This window comes from Floridaenema aerugineum BLCC-F46, assembly GCF_041929345.1.
Classification (GTDB): domain Bacteria; phylum Cyanobacteriota; class Cyanobacteriia; order Cyanobacteriales; family Aerosakkonemataceae; genus Floridanema; species Floridanema aerugineum.
This window is the reverse complement of sequence record NZ_JBHFNQ010000210.1, coordinates 1-20,104: the sequence shown is the minus strand read 5'-3', so window position 1 is coordinate 20,104 and position 20,104 is coordinate 1. Positions and strand designations below refer to the sequence as shown.

The following is a 20,104-nucleotide window of genomic DNA, read 5'->3' as shown; positions in this document are numbered from 1 at the left end:
ATAATTGGTAGTAGGTAATTGGTAATTTATTCCAGGAATTATCAATTACTAATTACTAATTATAAAAAAAGTTGTAAAATAGTAATAAGGCCGACAAAAACAAACAATCATCACTCAAATTTTATTTATGAACAGCTGCATTTTAATGGCTGAGGTCGTACAAGATCCTCAACTGCGATATACACCCGATAACCTCGCCGTTGCTGAGATGTTAGTGCAGTTTCCCGGTGTCAAACCTGACGATCCACCAGCTAACTTAAAAGTAATCGGATGGGGAAATTTAGCCACAGAAATTCACGAACGCTGTCACCGAGGTTTGCAAGTAGTTATTGAAGGTCGTTTGGGGATGATCACCTTTGAACGTAAACCAGAAGGTTTCAAAGAAAAACGTGCAGAATTAACAGCACAAAAAGTTCATTATTTAAGTGCTAGTAACAGTTTTGCGGCGGCGACAACCGGGACAACAGCTACTTTAAACCAACCTACAAATACTAATCAAGACTCTTATCGTTCAAATAGTGCAGCAACTAAAAGCAGTACATCTTTTGCCACTGCTACTGCTACAAATACTGCCACTATTCCCGAAGGAAATGATGCACCTTTTCCAGCAGTTCAAACCACAACTACATCAAAACCAACAACTCCTGTAAATCCACCAGATGTGGATGATATTCCTTTTTAAGTTAGTAATAAATCTGGTTCGTTGTGGGGACTTTAGTCTTTTTATTTAAGAAAAAAACGACTAAAGTCGCCACAAAAAACTAATTGACTAAATTGCTTGAATCCACTCTTTAACTTCGTATTCAGTCCAAATACCGTTTTGCCAATAAGGATCTGCTTCAACTAACTGGCGAACGGTAGCTTCATCTGCCGCTTCGTAAATAGCAAAGACTTTTGTTAAGTCTTGAGTCGGACCAATTGTAATTAAAACACCAGACTCTTTTTGTGCTGCTAAACCATCTAAATGCGCTTGTCTGTAAGGTGTTCTTTTTTCCAGAACATCCTCACAATAACTTCCCCACATCACGTATTTTGGCATAAGGTAAATTTTCCAGAAATCAAATGTAATATAGCAATGTTAAACTCAGATATTGCACTTCTGAGGCAGAGCCTCTATTTTTCGTTCCCCGGTTGAACCGGGGAACGAGATTTAGGAGATTCTATCTCCCGGCAGCAAGATTTGAAGATGGCGATAAAAAATTACCAACTACCAACTACCAAAAGCACTAACTTCTGAGAGTGACTTGGAATTTTTCGGTTAAAGCTTCCCGGACTTGTTGATGTACAGATTCGATATCTTCTTCTGTGAGAGTTCGATCGCCCGCCCGATAAATCAACCGAAATGCTAAACTGCGTTGTCCTTCGGGCACATTTTCGCCCAAATATCGATCGAACAATTCCACTGATTCTAATAAAGTACCAGCAGCTTTTGCCATTACCCGTTCAATTTCTGCCACCGAAACTTTAGTGGGGGCGAAGAAAGCGATATCGCGATCGGATGCTGGATAACTAGAATAGGGTTTTAAAACCGGAGTGGAAATCTCCTCTTGATCCATCTGATTTAGTAACACATCCAGGTTTAATTCAAACACATAAACTGCATCGGGAAGACCTCTTTCTTGACGTAACTGGGGATGGAGTTGCCCGAAAGTTCCTAAGCGATCGCCTTGTACCCACAAAGAAGCAGTTCGTCCCGGATGTAAGCGAGAATCACGGCAATCTGGTTGATATTCTACCGTAATTCTTAACCGTTGAAACACACTTTCTAAAACACCTTTAGCTTCATACCAAGTCATTGGTTTTTCCTTTCCAGAATTTACCCAACGACCTACTGTAGGATCGCCACCGATAATTCCCGCTAAAGAATCAGCTTCCATTAACCCATCTTCTTCACTCCAGAAAATGCGCCCAATTTCAAAACCATTTAAAGCGCCATTTCCTTGCTCTAAATTATATTGGAAACTGTCAATTAATCCCGCAATTAGATCGGTGCGTAAAGCCGAATATTCGCTAAACATTGGGTTACGCAGTTTGATTTGTGCTTCTCCTTCCGGTTTACCCAAAGAGTAATGTACTAACTCTGTTAACCCTGCACCTCGTAAAGCTTCGCGCAATTTGCGGGTTAACAATTGGTCAATAGAAAGATAACCAGGTTCCGTTTCTTCGGGTAATTCTACACAGAAATTATCGTAACCATAAAGACGGGCAATTTCTTCGATTAAATCGATTTCCCGTTCTAAATCTCGATAACGGTAAGGTGGTACTGTAACTAACCAAACATCTTCATCTTCAGTGGGAGTAATTTTGCATCCCAAAGATGTGAGAATGGGGCGGATATCTTTTGGTTCTAATTCGCCAATTTCTTCGCCTAAATCGATCGGCCCTAAAATTTGATTGACTCGATCGAGACGTAATTCGATCGATCTAGTCCAGGCAGATTGATTCGGGCGATTATCGGATATTTCCTGTGTGACTGGAACTCCACCAGCTAATTCGGAAATTAACGCGATCGCCCGCCGACAAGCTAACTCTAATTCTGCCTGATTCACGCCTCTTTCATAACGTCCCGAAGCCTCAGTTCTGATTCCCAAACTGCGTGCCGAACGGCGAATTGCTGTAGGATCGAATAAGGCAGCTTCCAGCATGATACTTTGAGTTCGATCGGAAACTTCTGTCTCTTCTCCACCCATTACCCCCGCTAAAGCTACTGGTACATCGTTAGCAGTAATTAGCAAAGCTTGGGGTTGTAAATTGCGAGTTTGTCCGTCTAATGTTTTCAAAGATTCGCCAGTTTTAGCCAAACGAACACCGATAGTTAGAGAATTTTTACCCGTGACAGATAGCAAACTTTGGCGATCGAAAGCGTGTAACGGTTGTCCCCATTCTAAAAGTACGTAATTGGTAATATCAACCACATTATTAATTGGTCTAATTCCTGCCCCTTGCAATCTTTGTTGTAACCAAACTGGGGAAGGATTAATTTTGATATTTTCAATTACCGTACCAATATAAGCAGGACAAGCTTGGGTTTCTTCAATTTTTAAACTTAAAACCTCTTTGTTTCCCCCAGGAATTTTCCCTTCAGGAACGAATGGTAATTTCAAAGTTGCCCCAGTTAAAGCCGCCACTTCTCGCGCAATTCCAATCATACTTAAAGCATCGGCACGATTAGCTGTTGCTGTTAAGTCGAGAATCACATCATCTAAACCTAAAAGTGGGCGAACATCGCTGCCTAAATTGATGTTTTCTGGGTCAAAACTATGAATTCCCGATGATTCCTTTTCTAGCCCTAATTCTGCCAAAGAGCAAATCATCCCTTCCGATCGTACACCGCGCAGTTTAGTCGATCGCAATTTCAAATCAATTTTCGGCAGATATGTGCCAATAGTCGCAACTGGCACAAAGAGATCCGCCTTGACATTAGCCGCGCCACAGACAATATTTAAAGGAGTGCCTGAGCCAATATCTACCTCGCAAACTCTCAGCTTATCGGCGTTGGGGTGCGGTTGACAACTTAGCACCTTACCCACTACCACACCATCAGCCCAAGTGCGACGGTCCTCAATGTCTTCTACTTCAAACCCAGCCATAGTCAGCTTGTGGGCTAATTCTTCCGGGGTAATGGTGAAATCTACCAGTTCCCGCAACCAGTTCAGAGAGATCCGCATTGCTAAAATGCCTTTACTGTTGTCAGACTGTCTATTGTACCTAAAGTATCAACAATCCCGGCTTCTTTACTAGTCTAAGAATGCAGAAGGTAAAGAAAGGGAACTCCTGAACCGGATAAAATTTCCCTTCTTTACCCGGTACCCCTACGCCTAAAGTATGGTATTCACAGGATAGGGAATCATTTACCCGCTATGTAATTTTCATACCACTTCCAGTAATGATTACTTGCATCGCCAAAAATATTGCGTAAAAATACGTAATTATAAACCGAATTACAATATATCTGCAATGCTTATCATTAGTAATATCTCGGATTTAATCTCTGTTGACCACCATGATAATATCTCTGTATGTGATAAGCTCAGATTGAACGCTCTACCAGAGAATCATCCATTTTAGTTAAGATGGAAGTATCATTTTTAGCTTTATTGTCGAATCATTAAGTAATTTATTTGTTAGTTTTCCAGTGACAACGGGTAATCTAACTATGGATAGGTTAAATTTTATGTAATTTCAATGGAGGTGAATGTAGAAGAAACCAAGAACAGTTCACAGATTTAGAGGTTGCTTAATCAAATCTTTAATTGATTTGTTGCATACATAGTACCTTAATTGTTGGTTTTAGCCCGGATAATAAAAATAGGGCGCTCAAAGAATACTGAAATGATCCTATGCGCGAGTGACGCTGAATGAGCTATTGCTTAAATCCAGCCTGTCCTAATCCAGAAAACCCAGACCACGAAGAAAGTTGCCAAGCTTGTGGTTCACATCTCTTGCTGCGCGATCGCTATCGTGTAATCAAACCTCTGGGTCAGGGTGGCTTCGGAGCTACATTTTTGGCTAACGATCAATTATTGCCAGGAGAACCAAGTTGCGTAATTAAGCAACTCCGTCCCACGGCTACCGCACCTCACGTTTTTCAAATGGCCCGCGAGTTGTTTGAACGAGAGGCTAGAACATTAGGACAAATTGGTAATCATCCCCAAGTACCGCGACTGTTGGACTACTTTGAAGACCATCAGCAATTTTATTTGGTGCAGGAATATGTATCTGGGGATACTCTGCAAAGAGAAGTGAAACAAAATGGCCCCTTTAGCGAAGAAGGAGTCAAACAATTCTTAAGCGAAATGCTACCAGTACTACAGTATATTCACAGTCAAAAAGTAATTCACCGGGATATTAAACCTGCTAACTTAATTCGCCGCAACCAAGACCGCAAGCTAGTTTTAATTGACTTTGGGGCAGTGAAAAACCAAGTCAACCCAGTTGCGGGGAATAGCTCAGACCAAACAGCTTTAACAGCTTATGCTATTGGTACACCAGGGTTCGCACCCCCAGAACAAATGGCGATGCGCCCGGTTTATGCTAGTGATATTTATGCTTTGGGAGTCACTTGTATTTATTTACTAAGTGGCAAATCTCCCAAAGATTTGGATTACAACCCCTCGACTGGGGAAATGCTGTGGGAAAAGCACGTCCGCATGGTCAACCATTTGAGTGACCATTTTGCTAATGTGCTACGGAAAATGTTAGAAGTATCGGTGCGCGATCGCTATCAATCCGCCAACGATGTCCTCAGAGCCTTAGACCTAGAACCATACCTTGATAGTTTAGCCCAAGGCATGATTGCTGGGCCACCACCGGGATCTACTCCATCATCAGGTAGTAAGTTTGGCCCAAATTCCCTCAATAGTGGAACTGGTTCCAAAGGATCAGGCGCTGCCAATTCTGTAGTGAAAGCAGCAATGGCAATTCGTGCCAGACGCACTCGGCTAGAAGGAACAGATATCCATTCAGGAATTAGTGGCTATCGAGCTAATGTTAACAGAAATGCCGGAAATGTACCTAGTAGTGATAACTTTACAGGAAGTAAGAATAAAAATATTAAGCGCAAATTAGACGCGCAAGAAGTACAAACTTCCTACAACAAAGGTAGAAGAGATTTTGCTCAACAAAATCTCAGCTTACTTAATTTACAAAAAGTTGATTTATCAGAAGCTATTTTCCATCAAGCTAGATTAAATCGTACCAATCTGCAAGGCGCAAATTTATTTCATGCCGATTTTGGCAGAGCAAGTTTAAATCAAGCAATTCTCCGGGATGCTAACTTAGGTAGAGCTTATCTGAGTTATGCTGATTTAGAAGGGGCAGATTTGCGTGGGGCAGATTTGAGTTATGCCCATCTAATGAATGCCAATTTGAGAGGGGCAAATCTCTGTGGTGCTAACCTTACTGGTGCCAGAATTACAGAAGAACAGTTAGCAATGGCTAAAACTAACTGGATGACAGTACGCCCCACCGGAAAACGCGGGATTTGGTAAGGGATTGAGGACTGGTGACTCTTGGGACTCTTGGGACTCGGGGACAGGAAAAAGTTCTAATGACTAATGATTAATGACTAATGACTAAGACAGCACTAATTACAGGAGTTACAGGTCAAGACGGCTATTACTTAAGCCGATTCCTTTTGCAAAAGGGTTATCGAGTGGTAGGCTTGGTATTACCTCAACGGCAAAGTAGTCTGGCAAAGTTGGGTTCTTTGGTTAACAAACTAGAGATTTATGCCGTCGATCTGACTGATAGTAGAGTGCTTTCTGGCTTACTTGAACAAGTACAACCTCAAGAAATTTATAATTTAGCTGCTCCTAGTTTTATTCCAGATTCTTGGAATAACCCACTCGAAACCTTAGATGTAATCGCTGGAACAACAACTCGATTTTTAATGGCGATTCGTCAAGCAGGTGTGAAAGCTCGATTTTATCAGGCTAGCAGTTCGGAAATGTTTGGGCAAGTAGACCCTTCGCCTCAAGATGAAAATACGCCCTTTCGACCGATGAATCCTTACGCTACAGCCAAATTACACGCCCATTGGACAATGGTGCATTATCGTCAGCGTTATAATTTGTTGGCTTGCAGTGGCATTTTATACAATCATGAATCTCCCCGCCGAGCAACGCAGTTTGTGACTCGGAAAGTGTGTTTGGCAGCAGCAGCGATTAAATTGGGAATTAGCGATCGCTTAGAACTTGGCAACTTGGATGCGAAACGCGATTGGGGTTATGCGGAAGATTACGTACAAGCAATGTGGCGAATGTTGCAACAAGACCAACCAGAAGATTATGTGATTGGCACCGGAAAACTACACAGTGTCAAGGAATTAGTAGCTACAGCTTTTGAATGCGTGGGATTAGATTGGACTCGCTATGTGGTAGTGAATCCCAATTTAGTCCGCTCTGACGAGCATTTTCTGTTAGTAGCTAACACCAAAAAAGCTAAACAAAAACTGCAATGGCAACCGCAAATGAGCTTTGAGAACCTAGTAGAAAAAATGGTACTCAAAGATTTGGAGCGATTGCAGAATGGCACAATTGCGACTAGTGCTAAACCTTAGTTAAGCAGGGGAACTCTCTGTGCTCTCGGTGCTCAAGAGAAAAATTAGGAGTTAGTTTGAGCAAAGAGCAACAGATTTGGGAACTCTATTAAGTAGGTGAGTTGATCTGCACCTAGCTTGAATATGAATTTAAGGATAAGAAGGAAATAAGAAGGAAATGAACAGTGAACAGCGGTACTTATTTGTTTTCTTAGAAATCGTTGGTGTTGAAGGTGGGATTCAATCCTATATTAAGGATATTTGGCGAGCTTATGTGGGATTGTCTGAACAACCAACTGCGGATGTATTTTTACTCCGTGATGCACCAGTAAAAAACAATCCTTTTGCTACCAAAAAGCTGAGATTTCATTATTTCAAAACCATAAATCCGATGTTAGGGCGAGTTTGGATGATTGCGGCTTTAGCAATTTATCTTTGGCGATATCGTCCCGATCATGTTTTTTGCGGTCACATTAATTTAGCACCTTTAATTCAAACACTTTGCCAAAACAGGGGAATTCCTTATACGGTTTTGACTTATGGTAAAGAAGTTTGGGAACCGTTAGGGCCAAAATATAAAGAAGCTTTGCAACAAGCGTCGGGTATTTGGACAATTAGCCGTTATAGTCGTGACCAAGCTTGTCAAGCTAATCAGATTAATCCTAAATTTGTGGAATTTCTGCCTTGTTGTGTAGATGGCGAAACCTTTACTCCGGGAGAGAAGAATGCTGCTTTGGTGGAGAAGTATAATTTGGCGGGTGCTAGGGTGTTGATGACTGTGGCGCGACTGTGGTCTGGGGATATTTATAAGGGTGTAGATGTGACGATTCGGGCGCTACCTGCGATCGCGCAAACCTACCCCAAGGTAAAATACCTAGTAATCGGTCGTGGTGACGACCAACCAAGATTAGCGCAATTAGCAAAAGATTTGGGTGTTGCTGACAAAGTGGTTTTTGCAGGTTTTGTACCCACAGAACAATTAGTGGAACATTACCGCCTCGCAGATGCTTATATCATGCCTTCCCAAGAAGGATTTGGCATTGTATATTTAGAAGCGATGGCTTGCGGTGTTCCCGTGTTGTCTGGTGACGCTGACGGTTCAGCTGACCCGTTACAGGATGGACGTTTGGGTTGGCGAGTCCCTCACCGTAACCCAGAAGCGGTAGCAAAAGCTTGTCAAGAAATTCTCCAAGGCGAAGATCAACGTTGTGACGGGAAATGGTTACGACAGCAAGCTTTAGCCCAATTTGGTAGAAATGCTTTTCGCCAAAGACTGAAAGAATTATTAGAGGCTACAGACCGTTTTTGTGGTTAAACCTTTTGAAGAGATTCACGACTTATTGGGGTAATTCATGAATTACTCCTACTTAATGGTTCGACCATTAAGGATTCGATGAAGCAAGAAGAAAACATTGAATTTACTAAGGTGTGAGTACATTACTAGCAAACTGCCCTTGCACGTTACCTGCTGGCGCATAGTGACAGACTACATAGAAGGCGTTGAAGTTACGACCATTAACTGTTGCCTTTCCTGGTGCTGCACCGCAGCCTAATTGGGTACTATTCTTCCAGACAACCTGGGTAAAATGTCCAGTAGCCGAAGAAAAAACTGGATTGGCGTAGTTATAGAGGGAAGATTCGTCGTACCATGATTTAACTGCTGACTTGCCCAGGTCGGCTGAGTTGAACGAGGGTGCGGTAGTGTAATAAACGAAGAGGTTTTCTCCAGCGTTGTTCCGTTGACTGCGGGAACTGTGTTGAAGCCCTACATTACTAGTTGCTAGGTGTTGTGCCCAAGCTTGAGCGGTGCTGTTGAGAGACTCACTAATAGTCATGTTAGGGCTATGATGCTTGACTCGATAGGTATTGTGTGCAGATAAAGCATTACTAAGGAAGGTGGTTGAGTCGATCGATGTCTGTGCTAAAGCTCTCAATGGAATGGGAGCTTTAACTATTAGTCCCATAGCTAATGCTGTACCTGTGGTTAGAGTGAGAATGGAAAAGAATTTGTTCATGGTTTTGACTATGCGCTATAGTGTTGATTTAAACATCTAGGAGTACAGGTGTGAGGGTTTTTTTACTATGTTGTTAAAAAAATAGTGCCTGAGATTATTAAACGCGCCAAAGCTACTGAAGTAAGAACTCGCTATGCTAGATTCAGACCAAGATCGAGATGCAGGAAATGAGCATCAAAAATTTTCAGTTTAATATTCCAGGTTTAGGCTGCGCCCTCAGTATTTTCTTGTCGTTTTGGCTGTTAAGTGCGATCGGGCTTGGCTGGCTAGCGAATTCTGTGTTAATTCTAATGGTGTGTTTGGTGACACTACCTGCGATCGCATTTTTTGTGTTTCGCTGGTGGTTAAAGCGCAATTTGGTAGAAGATAATTGTCCCGTTTGCGGTTATCAATTCACTGGTTTAAATCAAACTCAAATGCGCTGTCCTAGTTGTAGCGAACCTCTGTTAATTGAGCAAGGTCACTTTCAACGGGTTACACCACCAGGAACAATTGATGTCCAAGCAGTAGAAGTGTCGGCTAAACAAATAGAAGAATAAATGTTTGTTGTGGCGACTTCAGTCGTTTATTTGCTTAATGATTAGGACTGAAGTCCTTACAACAGACCGATTTTTTATTAGTTATGACGGTGAACGAGGGTGGTACTTGCTTGGTCTACGGGAACGAGCAAGATTTCACTAATATTAACGTGAGTTGGTCGAGTGACGCAGAAAAAAACCACATCTGCAACATCATCTCCGGTTAATGGTGTGAGTCCTTGGTAAACTTTTTCAGCGCGTTCAGTATCGCCATGAAATCTCACTTGACTAAATTCGGTTTCAACTAAACCTGGATCGATGCAACTAACGCGAATTGGTGTTCCTAAAAGGTCTTGTTTTAAGCCTTCAGAAATTGCTCTAACTGCGGCTTTGGAACCACAATAAACATTACCACCTGGGTAGGTTTGCCGACCTGCAATTGAGCCAATATTTACTACGTGACCTTTACCACGACTAACCATTCCCGGAACCACATAACGGGTAAGATAAAGTAAACCTTTGACGTTGGTATCGATCATTTCTTCCCAATCTTGAAAGTCGCCTTCGTGGAGTTTACTTAATCCGCGACTTAACCCAGCGTTATTGATTAAAATATCGATATTTTGCCAAGATTCTGGGAGAGAGTTTAGGGCGGTTTCTACGGCTTGGCGATCGCGCACATCTAATTCTATCAAGTAAATTTCAGTAGTAAACTCTTTGTTGAGGCGATCGGCTATTTCTTGCAATTTTTCCTTACGTCTTGCTGCTAGAATTAGCTTTGCGCCCGCTTGAGCAAATACTTGAGCACAGGATGCACCAATTCCGCTACTTGCGCCAGTAATTAGAACAATTTCATTTTGAACTGAAATCATATATTTAATCAATTCTTAGACGTAGGATAGGCATCTTGCCTGTCACAGATCATGGTAATGGCAATGGCAGGCAAGATGCCTGCCCTACGAGTAATTAACGCAAGTTTTTTAACCGGAAGTTCTGCCAGGACGAGAGGGACGTGCTGGTGCAGGAGAATTAGAACGAGTAGGTTTAGGATTGTTTCTTCCCCCAGCAATTACAGGTAATCTTTGGGAAACAATAGTAATGCCATCTGAACGAACTAAGACAGCGGAAATCCAATATTTACCAGGGTCATTTGGGGCACGTCCAACTTTAAAAATGCCGCCAGCATTTAATGGTTCTAATTGTATTTTTGGTGAATTGAGATAGTTATTAGGGTTGATTTCTTCGAGTAAAGCTGTACCTACTAACAAGTTATCTTTGAGTGGTTCTTTGACTACAACATCGAAATTAAATTCTTGACCTGTGCGGACTTGTTCGGGCAATTTAAAATTAACTGTAGGGGGTTTTTCGCCAGAAGTTAATTGAGTTTTTTCGCTCAAAATCTCTTGGTTAACAATTTTTTGATTTTCCAAGCGTTGTTTGGAACTAATTGTAGCGTTGAAACTCCATGTTCTGCCATCTACTGGCTGAGTTCCTGTAATATTTGTGACTGTTTCGGCGACTATGCCATTACCTTGATTTTGCCAAGATTTTAATTCGGTGCGGTATTTCAATTGAGGATAACGTTGCCAAAGTTGGGTGAGGGTTTTTTCCATGCTTTCGCGATTTAAGCCGTCGCTGTTGCTAAAATTTGCGCCGTAAAATTGCATTACTGCTTGAACATTGCGGCTATTTGCTGCGGCATCAATTTGCGCTAAAGTATTTTTTAATTCCGGTGGCGCAGAGTCAGGACTGGCAGCTTTGGCAGTTGCCCACCCAGAGGACAATCCCAATGTTAACAAGAAAGCTACGGGTAAAGTTGTGGGTCGAAAATTTAGAGGATGTGGCATATTTTGATATTTTGAGAATCAGCCTAAAACACCAGATTTGTTTAGATGTTAACTGAGAAACAGAATTTCGATCGCCAAGCTGCTTCCCTAGAAGGTAATGCTTCAGCACCACGACGACTGTTAATTGCTGCTAGTGGTACTGGGGGACATTTGTTTCCGGCGCTAGCTTTAGCAGAACAATTGTCAGATTACCAAATTGAGTGGCTGGGTGTCCCAAATCGCCTGGAAAAAGATTTGGTTCCAGCTAAGTATCCCTTAAATACGATCGCAGTGGAAGGTTTTCAACAGCGTTTTGGTTTAGGTACGTTGAAAATTGTCGGTAAGTTTACCACAGCAATTCGTAGTTGTCGAGAGTTGCTAAGACGGGGAAAGTTTAATGGTGTGTTTACTACGGGGGGTTATATTGCGGCACCTGCGATTATTGCGGCGCGATCGCTCAATTTACCTGTTATTCTACATGAATCGAATGCGATTCCGGGTAAAGTAACGCGATTTTTTGGGCCTTGGTGTCAGACTGTAGCGGTAGGGTTTGCAGCTGCGGCGAAGTTGTTGCCTGGTTGTAAGACAGTTTATACTAGTACGCCTGTGCGATCGCAATTTCTGACTCCAGAAAAACACGATTTACCCATTCCCGATGATGTGCCTTTAATTGTTGTAATTGGTGGTAGTCAAGGCGCAGTAGCGGTGAATAAATTTATTCGTCAAAGTGCGAAAACTTGGTTTGATAATGGTGCTTGGGTAGTGCATCAAACGGGAGAAAACGATCCAGATGTCGCCAATTTACAACATCCCCATTATTTCCCAATGCCATTTTACAACAACATGGCTGGACTGCTACAAAGGGCGGATTTAGTAATTAGTCGTGCGGGTGCAGGTTCTTTAACGGAATTAGCAGTAATGGGGAAACCTACAATTTTAATTCCCTATCCTTTCGCAGCAGAAGATCATCAAACTTACAATGCAAAAATCTTTGTTGATTCTGGCGCAGCTTTAGTATTTAAGCAATCTGAATTAACGCCGGAAATTTTAAGAAAACAAGTTTTAAGTTTATTAGAATCACCGGATAAGTTACAGCAAATGTCTGAAGCTGCGTTGAGTTTAGCTGTGAAAGATAGTGCAGAAAGATTAGCCAAATTAGTGAGGCAATTTGTGGAGTAGAAGTGACGGAGTAAATTGACAGGCAAGATGCCTGTCCTACAAGACAGGGGAAGAGTATTTAGGTATCTATTAAAAACTGATATCTATCTACTTTTATCTTTGCATACAACAAAAAAGTTAACGGTAACATCTGCGTTCATCTGCGTTCTAAAAAAGCTTACTGGTCTTCAACATGGTCGATCGCACTTTGCTAAAATTAAGTCAGGATTTCCGAGGAAAAATTGCCATGCTGCAAACCGAATCAAAAACCATGAATCTGGAGGAATTCTTGGACTGGTATCCAGATGGTTACGGTCGTTTTGAATTATATGATGGAGTAGTTGTCGAAATGCAACCAACAGGAACACATGAACAGGTAGCTGGAGAATTTGGTAGTGAGTTAGCGATCGAAATTCGTCGCTTAAAACTTCCGTATTTCATTCCTCGACAATGTATAATTAAGCCGATTGATTCTGATAAGTCAGGTTATATTCCAGATGTAGCTGTTTTGGATTGGAATGCGCTGAAAGATGAACCAATGTGGAAAAAGCGATCGCTAATTACCAAAGGTGAAACAGTAAGATTAGTTATCGAAGTAGTTAGCACAAATTGGCAAGATGATTATCTACTAAAGTTAGGAGAATACGAAAAGCTAGGTATTCCTGAATATTGGATTGTTGATTATTTAGGTTTAGGTGGTAGACGCTATATTGGCGATCCGAAACAACCGACTATTTCGGTTTATCAAATGGTTGAAGGGGAGTATATGGTGAATCAGTTTAGAGGTGAACAACGGATTCAATCAGCGATTTTTCCAGAGTTGAATTTAACAGCAGAACAAATTTTTAAAATTGGGGAATAAGGAGAGCGATCGCAATGATTACAACCACGAAAAAAGTAAGTTTTGCCGAATATCTTAAGTATAATGATGGCACTGATAGAAAGTATGAATTAGTCAACGGAGAGTTAATCCAAATGAGTTTAGGAACAGGGAAACATGGGGCGGTTACTAAATTCTTAGAACGAAGTTTCGATGATGAAATTGGTAGAATTGGAATTAATTGGACGGCGCAAAAGTTTGCTGTTGGAGTGCGATCGCCTCGCCGAGGAAGTTGGGATACTTCCCGAATTCCAGATATTACAGTATTAACAATAGAACAATGGGAATCACTTGCTAATCGAGAATTAGTAATTGACAAAAATGAAACTTCCCCAATTTTAGCAGTAGAAGTAGTTAGTGAATCAACTAAAACTACAGATTATCGTGCTAAACGTTCTGAATATGCAGTATTGGGGATTTCCGAATATTGGATTGTTGACCCAATAGATGAAGTAGTAATAGTATGTTCTTTAATCGAAGGTTTTTATGATGCAGTTTCCTTTCGCGGTGAAGAACGGATTATTTCTGGGAGTTTTCCCGAATTAAACTTGAGTGCAATGCAGGTTTTACAAGCAGGAAAGTGAAAATGATTACTAAACTAATGGTGCAACCTTCCTCCTGGGTAGAGTCGGGAATTAAAATCAGCCAAGTGAGAAACCTAAATTTATTTAAGTTTACGGATGAACTTCAATCTCGTTTAGATGAACTAGCAGAGAAAAACAAAAATGGATTGTTAAATTCAGAAGAAGAAGCTGAATTAACTGGAATTTTAGAATTAGACAGGATTTTTACTTTAATAAATGCCAGAATTATTGCCGAGTCATGACAATCAGTAATAACACGCGGCAGTTAGTTCGAGAAAGGGCAAATTATCTCTGCGAATATTGCCATTCTTTGGAAGAAGCAAGTGCGGCGCAATTTGCGATCGATCATATCTTACCTCAGTCTCTCGGTGGTTCAGACCAACTTAGTAATTTAGCCTTAGCCTGTGAGCGTTGTAATGGATATTTTTCACACTCGCCAGTAAATACTGCATAACCTCCTGCATCCCAGACATATAAGGAGACAAAGTGAACAAAAAGTAGGTGCAGAGATGGCTAAACAGAATCAAACAGACAAAATCTCCCAGAAATCGCCCTTATTCGGGATAGGGCATTATAGTTTAGCAGTATTCACTTGTATTTTATTGTTATCGGAATCAGTAGTTGCCGCACCGAGACAATTATCACCTGATTTTCAGGATAAATCCTCGCAGATTGCCCAAGGTAGTGAGCAAGAAAAGACTAAAGCCGCTGCTGTAAGAGTCATGCAGGAAGGATTAGAACTATATAAACAAGGAACAGTAGAATCTAAGAGACGAGCGATCGCAAAATGGGAAGAAGCACTTTCACTTTATCGCGCAGTAAGTGAAAAAGCAGGAGAAGGTGTTATCCTCTTTGGGATTGGTCGTACCTACTTCGACTTAGGAGAATCACAGAAAGCACTCTCGTACTTTAACCAATCCCTGCCCTTATTTCGTACAGTGGGGAATAAAGAATGGGAAGCTAAAAATCTGATCAATCTTGGTCATACCTACTATGCTTTAAGAGAAAACCAAAAGGCGCTGGAGTACTTCAATCAATCCTTACCCTTATTCCGTGCGCTGGGTGACAAAGCATTTGAAGCTGTTAACCTTTGGGGCATTGGTCGAGTTTACAATACTTTGGGAGAACAGCAACAAGCACTAGAGTACTACAATCAATCCTTGCCCTTAAGTCGTGCAGCGGGTGACAAAGCTACGGAAGCTGCTATCCTTATGGAGATGGGCAGAATGTACGATCGCCAAGGAGAAAAACAGAAAGCACTCGCTTACTTCAACCAATCTTTGCCCCTATTTCAACAAGTAGGAAATAAAACAGAAGAAGCTACTACCCTCAACTACATTGGCTTTGTCTACTTAGATTTAAAAGAAAAGCAAAAAGCACTTGATTCTTTCAACCAATCTCTCCCTTTATGGCGAGAAATCGGGAGTAAAGCTGGGATAGCTTCTACCTTCGTAGGCTTTGGTGTTGTCTACTATGATTTAGGAGAAAAGCAAAAAGCTCTTGATTACTTTCATCAATCTCTCCCCCTATTCCGAGAAGTAGGGTATAAACCAGGGGAAGCTGCTAACCTTTGGATCATTGCCAACATCTACGATAATTTAGGAGAAAAGCAGAAAGCACTTGATTACTACAAACAATCTCTTCCCCTATTACAACAACTAAATGATAAACCCAGAATAGCTGCTACCCTCAGCAATATTAAGCGATTATCACCTTAATTTGGCAGCGATTACTTCAACCAATCCAGAAACCCGGTTTCTTGAAGAAACCGGGTTTCTTTGTACTTCGTTACTGCATACCCTTGACTATCCCAGATATATAAGGATACAAAGTTAACAAAGCTCAGGTGTAGGGATGGCTAAACAGATTCAAACAGACAAAATATCAAATAAATCGCTCTTGTTGGGAAGAGGGCAGAAGAGATTAGCAGTATTCATTGGTATTTTATTGTTGTCCGAGTCAGTTCTTGCTGCACCGAGACAGTTATCTCCTCTTGTTCAGAGGGAATCATTGAGGATTGCCCAACAGTCAGCAAGTAGGGGGGAAGAGGAGACTAAGGCTGCTGCTGAAAGAGTTTTTGCAGAGGGAGATCAACTATATAAGCAAAGAACAGCAGAATCTTTGCGACAAGCAATTAAAAAATTTGAAGAGGCACTTTCACTTTATAGGACAGTAGGGAATAAAGCTGGGGAAGCTGTTACCCTGTTGGTTATTGGCACAGTCTACTCAGCTTTAGGAGAAAAGCAAAAAGCCCTGGAGTACTACAACCAATCCTTGCCCTTGATGCCTGCGGTTGGGGACAAGAAAGTGGAGGTTGTTATCTTTAACAACCTTGGCAGTGTTTACGATGATTTGGGAGAAAAGTACAAGGCACTGGAGTACTATAACAAATCTCTATCCTTAAGTCGTGTCCTGGGAAATAAGGCTTTAGAAGCCTTTACCCTCACCAACATGGGTAAAGTCTACTCAAATTTGGGAGAAAAGCAAAAGGCACTCGAGTACTACAACCAATCTCTGCCCTTATTCAGACAGGTGGGGGACAGAGCAGGGGAATCCCTTACCCTTAACAACATTGGCAAAGTCTACTCAGATTTAGGAGAAAAGCAAAAAGCACTCGATTACTTCAACCAATCCTTACTCCTATACCGACAAGTGGCACATAAAGCCGGAGAAGCTGCTACTCTCACCAACATTGGCGGTGTCTACTCAGATTTAGGAGAAAAGCAAAAAGCACTCGATTACTACAACCAATCCTTACTCCTATCTCAACAAGTGGGAAATAAAGCTCTAGAAGCTACTACCCTCAACAACATTGGCGGTGTCTACTCAGATTTAGGAGAAAAGCAAAAAGCACTCGATTACTACAACCAATCCTTACCCTTAAGACTACAAGTGGGAGATAAAGCAGGGGAAGCTACTACCCTCTATAATTTTGCCATCCTTGAACGCGACAAAGGCAATCTCAACGAAGCTCTTACTAAGATTGAAGCTGCCATTAAAATAATAGAAGAACTCCGCCTCAAAATCGGCAGTCAACAACTCCGCGCCTCTTACTTCGCCACAGTCCAAAATTATTACGAACTCTACATTGACTTATTAATGCAGTTGCACAAAACCAACCCTTCGCAAGGTTATGATGCCAAAGCACTGCACGCTTCCGAACGCTCAAAAGCACGCTCTTTGTTAGAACTTCTCACCGAAGCAAACGCCAACATTCGTCAAGGTGTAGACCCCAAATTACTAGAACAAGAACGCAACTTGCAACAACAACTCAACGCTGCTGAACAAAACCGAGTTAAACTTTTGCAAGGTCAATATACAGATAAACAATTAGACAATCTTAAACAACAAATCGAAAATCTCATCACCCAACTTCAGCAAGTAGAAGGGGAAATCCGAGTTAAAAGTCCTCAATATGCCGCATTGAAATATCCCCAACCTCTGACTTTGCCAGAAATTCAACAACAAGTACTCGACGACAACACGATTCTTTTAGAATATTCATTAGGCGAAAACCGCAGTTATCTCTGGTTAGTCAGCAAAACAGAAATCACCAGCTACGAACTACCCAAACGCGCCGATATCGAAGCAGCTGCTCAAGCTTTTTACGCACAAGTGAAATCCTCGGAAATAGGTAGCCCAGAAGTGGGAATGAAATTGAGTCAAATGGTACTCGCACCTGTGGCGAATCAACTGGCGAATAAACGATTAATTATTGTTGGGGATGGTGTTTTGCAAACTATTCCCTTTGCAGCATTACCGATTCCTGTTTCCGCTACTTCTCCCACGCCGCTAATAGTTCAAAACGAAATTGTTACTCTACCTTCTGTTTCTACCATAGCCATTTCACGCAATCAACTGAAAAACCGCACTCCGGCACCAAAAACCCTCGCTGTAATTGCAGATCCAGTTTTTAATATTAATGATGAACGGTTGCAAAAATCCTCATTTGGGCAAAGCAACTCTAGAGATTCTACTGCCTTAAAAAGATCTCTAATTGATGTAGGTGTCACTCTCCAACGTCTCCCTTTCACTCGCAGAGAAGCAGAAGCTATTCTCACTCTTGTTCCTGAAAATCTCCGCACTTCTGCTTTTGACTTCTCCGCTTCTCGCCTCACTGCAACTAATCCCAACTTAGCTCAATATCGCATTGTTCACTTCGCCACTCACGGTTTAATTAATAGTATTAATCCAGAATTATCCGGTGTTGTCCTATCTTTGGTAAATGATAAGGGTGTGGATGAAGATGGTTTTCTGCGTCTTAATGATATTTTTAACTTGAATCTTCCGGCTGAACTCGTGGTTCTTAGTGCTTGCCAAACTGGACTGGGAAAAGAAATGAAAGGAGAAGGTTTGGTAGGTTTAACTAGAGGTTTTATGTATGCTGGTGCAAAAGGTGTGGTGGTAAGTTTGTGGAGTGTTCAGGATGCGGGAACATCGGAATTGATGAAGAAATTTTATCATCAAATGTTAGAAAAAAAGTTGACTCCTGTGGCGGCAATGAGGGCTGCACAATTAGAAATGATCCAGTCTGAACAATGGAAATCTCCTTATTATTGGGCGGCGTTTGTGGTACAAGGTGAATGGAATTAAGTAGGTGTAAATAAATAAAGTGATAATAGTTATTTAAGGATGGGGCGGGCTGGATGCCCACCCCACAAGAAAGCTGCAACTCTTGTGGGGTGGGCATCCTGCCCGCCTTAGTTATCACTTTATTTATATCTACCTAATTAGTGGAAATTCAAAACAATAATGTAGAGACGTTATATATAACGTCTCTACATATTATTTTAAGTTAAGCTTTTAGCTTTTTACTTGGCTACCATGCAGTCTGGGATCGTCAGAATTAGCCTTGTTTGTTGTGACAGGTGGGGTAAATTTGGAAACTTGTCCGGTAGTTTTAGCATAAGGTAAAGATTCACCTGCTACCAAAGCTGCTAAATTTGCTGCCATAATGGTTTTAGGTTGTTCGCCGATAGTTTGCGCGATCGCATTTCCCTCTTTCCCAAAAAATACAAAATGGGGAATTCCATCGACTCGATAACGCTCAACTTCTGGCAACCATTTGTTATTATCCACATTGAGCATGACAAAATTCACCTTGTGAGTATATTGCTGTTCTAATTCATTCATATCACTCGCCATTGCCTGACAAGTCGTACACCAATTAGCATAAAACTCGACTAATGTTGGTTTCCCATTGCTCATCGCTATATCTAACGGCATGGAGTTTTCTGCTAAAGTGGTTAAGGTAGCAGTACTTGTCTCAGTTCGCAGCCCAAAAACGAAAGCAACTGAAAGGATAATTGCGGCGAAAACAATCAATAAATTTCTGACTCTTGCGCCAACGGTGGAGGCTGATTTTTCGGGAGATTCTAAAGAAGAGTTAGGTGAATTCTTAATCATTGGATAGCTGGAAAAAGATTAGGCACTACTTTTAATTTAACTGAACTTGCTCAAAGCGATCGCCATTATGAAAAAACGAGTTACCTTAACTTTCCCCAAACGTTCCGTACAAATGCCAGTAACTTATCGACTGGCGAAAGATTTTAACGTCGCTGCTAATATTATCCGCGCCCAAGTTGCCCCGAATCAAATTGGTAAATTGGTGGTAGAATTATCGGGAGATATTGATGCGCTAGAAGCAGCAATGGACTGGATGCGATCGCAAGATATCGGCATTTCCCTCGCCAGTCGAGAAATATTAATTGACGAGGATGTTTGCGTCAATTGTGGTTTATGTACTGGCGTTTGTCCCTCAGAAGCATTATCATTGGAACCGGAAACATTTAAATTGACATTTTCGCGATCGCGTTGTATAGTTTGCGAACAATGTATCCCCACTTGTCCAGTTCAAGCAATTTCTACTAATTTATAAAAGTACGTTGTTGGGCGTGAGCCCCCCAATTTTTGGCGGGAGCCCAACAAACAACCAAAAAAAATTTTAAACCGGGAAAGATCAGCCAAAAAACCCAACAAAACGAGCGGCGAGAAAGAATTACATTTAAGAGAACCAAAACGCCCCCACAAAAAAACACCCCCCCCCAACCCACCCGCCCCCCCCCCCCCCCAAACAGCCCACGC

At 41.6% G+C, this 20,104-nt stretch carries 18 protein-coding genes and 1 pseudogene; 13 read left to right on the top strand and 6 right to left on the bottom strand.

Features of this window, described 5'->3' with window-relative positions; all coding sequences use genetic code 11:
* Positions 1–127: 127 nt before the first annotated feature.
* Entirely contained in the window at positions 128–682 is a 555-nt protein-coding gene (locus ACE1CC_RS28215; RefSeq protein WP_413273757.1) for a single-stranded DNA-binding protein, read from the top strand.
* Positions 683–769: 87 nt separating this feature from the next.
* Here ACE1CC_RS28215 and ACE1CC_RS28210 read toward each other — a convergent pair whose 3' ends face one another.
* Entirely contained in the window at positions 770–1,039 is a 270-nt protein-coding gene (locus ACE1CC_RS28210) for a YciI family protein (RefSeq protein ID WP_413273756.1), read from the bottom strand.
* Positions 1,040–1,226: 187 nt separating this feature from the next.
* Positions 1,227–3,668, bottom strand: coding sequence for a phenylalanine--tRNA ligase subunit beta (gene pheT / locus ACE1CC_RS28205; RefSeq protein ID WP_413273755.1), 2,442 nt, complete (start codon positions 3,666–3,668; stop codon positions 1,227–1,229).
* A 690-nt stretch (positions 3,669–4,358) separates the two neighbouring features.
* On the opposite strand from pheT, the gene ACE1CC_RS28200 reads away from it, so the two are divergent.
* The 3 genes from ACE1CC_RS28200 (at position 4,359) to ACE1CC_RS28190 (ending at position 8,354) form a co-directional block, all read left to right on the top strand.
* Positions 4,359–5,990, top strand: a complete 1,632-nt coding sequence (locus ACE1CC_RS28200; RefSeq protein WP_413273754.1) for a serine/threonine-protein kinase — start codon at positions 4,359–4,361, stop codon at positions 5,988–5,990.
* 80 nt (positions 5,991–6,070) lie between these two features.
* Positions 6,071–7,060 carry a GDP-mannose 4,6-dehydratase gene (locus ACE1CC_RS28195; protein ID WP_413273753.1) on the top strand — a complete coding sequence of 330 codons (990 nt, stop codon included), beginning with the start codon at positions 6,071–6,073 and terminating at the stop codon, positions 7,058–7,060.
* Positions 7,061–7,217: 157 nt separating this feature from the next.
* Positions 7,218–8,354 carry a glycosyltransferase family 4 protein gene (locus ACE1CC_RS28190; protein ID WP_413273752.1) on the top strand — a complete coding sequence of 379 codons (1,137 nt, stop codon included), beginning with the start codon at positions 7,218–7,220 and terminating at the stop codon, positions 8,352–8,354.
* 106 nt (positions 8,355–8,460) lie between these two features.
* Here the strand turns inward: ACE1CC_RS28190 and ACE1CC_RS28185 are convergent, their stop codons facing one another.
* Positions 8,461–9,054, bottom strand: a complete 594-nt coding sequence (locus tag ACE1CC_RS28185) for a CAP family protein (protein WP_413273751.1) — start codon at positions 9,052–9,054, stop codon at positions 8,461–8,463.
* 167 nt (positions 9,055–9,221) lie between these two features.
* Between ACE1CC_RS28185 and ACE1CC_RS28180 the strand changes: the two genes are divergently transcribed.
* On the top strand, positions 9,222–9,593 hold the full coding sequence (locus tag ACE1CC_RS28180; RefSeq protein ID WP_459563930.1) for a hypothetical protein: 372 nt from the start codon (positions 9,222–9,224) through the stop codon (positions 9,591–9,593).
* A gap of 77 nt (positions 9,594–9,670) precedes the next feature.
* Here ACE1CC_RS28180 and ACE1CC_RS28175 read toward each other — a convergent pair whose 3' ends face one another.
* Complete coding sequence (locus ACE1CC_RS28175) at positions 9,671–10,444, bottom strand: SDR family oxidoreductase (protein WP_413273749.1); 774 nt, start codon at positions 10,442–10,444, stop codon at positions 9,671–9,673.
* Between the two features lie 108 nt (positions 10,445–10,552).
* Complete coding sequence (locus ACE1CC_RS28170) at positions 10,553–11,419, bottom strand: nuclear transport factor 2 family protein (RefSeq protein WP_413273748.1); 867 nt, start codon at positions 11,417–11,419, stop codon at positions 10,553–10,555.
* Between the two features lie 45 nt (positions 11,420–11,464).
* On the opposite strand from ACE1CC_RS28170, the gene murG reads away from it, so the two are divergent.
* From murG to ACE1CC_RS28135, 7 genes and pseudogenes are all read left to right on the top strand, one after another.
* Positions 11,465–12,577, top strand: a complete 1,113-nt coding sequence (murG, locus tag ACE1CC_RS28165; RefSeq protein WP_413273747.1) for an undecaprenyldiphospho-muramoylpentapeptide beta-N-acetylglucosaminyltransferase — start codon at positions 11,465–11,467, stop codon at positions 12,575–12,577.
* 226 nt (positions 12,578–12,803) lie between these two features.
* Positions 12,804–13,418 (top strand): Uma2 family endonuclease, encoded by a 615-nt coding sequence (locus ACE1CC_RS28160; RefSeq protein ID WP_413273855.1) that lies wholly within the window; start codon positions 12,804–12,806, stop codon positions 13,416–13,418.
* Positions 13,419–13,432: 14 nt separating this feature from the next.
* Positions 13,433–14,020: a Uma2 family endonuclease gene (locus ACE1CC_RS28155; protein ID WP_413273746.1), complete on the top strand. Its 588-nt coding sequence runs from the start codon at positions 13,433–13,435 to the stop codon at positions 14,018–14,020.
* 2 nt (positions 14,021–14,022) lie between these two features.
* Positions 14,023–14,262 carry a hypothetical protein gene (locus ACE1CC_RS28150; RefSeq protein ID WP_413256752.1) on the top strand — a complete coding sequence of 80 codons (240 nt, stop codon included), beginning with the start codon at positions 14,023–14,025 and terminating at the stop codon, positions 14,260–14,262.
* A pseudogene (locus ACE1CC_RS28145) lies at positions 14,259–14,444 on the top strand (HNH endonuclease); the annotation flags it as partial. The gene ACE1CC_RS28150 and the pseudogene ACE1CC_RS28145, both read left to right, overlap by 4 nt.
* Positions 14,445–14,529: 85 nt before the next feature.
* Positions 14,530–15,738, top strand: a complete 1,209-nt coding sequence (locus ACE1CC_RS28140; RefSeq protein WP_413273744.1) for a tetratricopeptide repeat protein — start codon at positions 14,530–14,532, stop codon at positions 15,736–15,738.
* A 136-nt stretch (positions 15,739–15,874) separates the two neighbouring features.
* Positions 15,875–18,613, top strand: coding sequence for a CHAT domain-containing protein (locus ACE1CC_RS28135; protein WP_413273743.1), 2,739 nt, complete (start codon positions 15,875–15,877; stop codon positions 18,611–18,613).
* A 210-nt stretch (positions 18,614–18,823) separates the two neighbouring features.
* Here the strand turns inward: ACE1CC_RS28135 and ACE1CC_RS28130 are convergent, their stop codons facing one another.
* Complete coding sequence (locus ACE1CC_RS28130) at positions 18,824–19,426, bottom strand: thioredoxin family protein (protein WP_413273742.1); 603 nt, start codon at positions 19,424–19,426, stop codon at positions 18,824–18,826.
* A 67-nt stretch (positions 19,427–19,493) separates the two neighbouring features.
* Between ACE1CC_RS28130 and ACE1CC_RS28125 the strand changes: the two genes are divergently transcribed.
* On the top strand, positions 19,494–19,898 hold the full coding sequence (locus tag ACE1CC_RS28125) for an NIL domain-containing protein (protein ID WP_413273741.1): 405 nt from the start codon (positions 19,494–19,496) through the stop codon (positions 19,896–19,898).
* Positions 19,899–20,104: the final 206 nt, after the last annotated feature.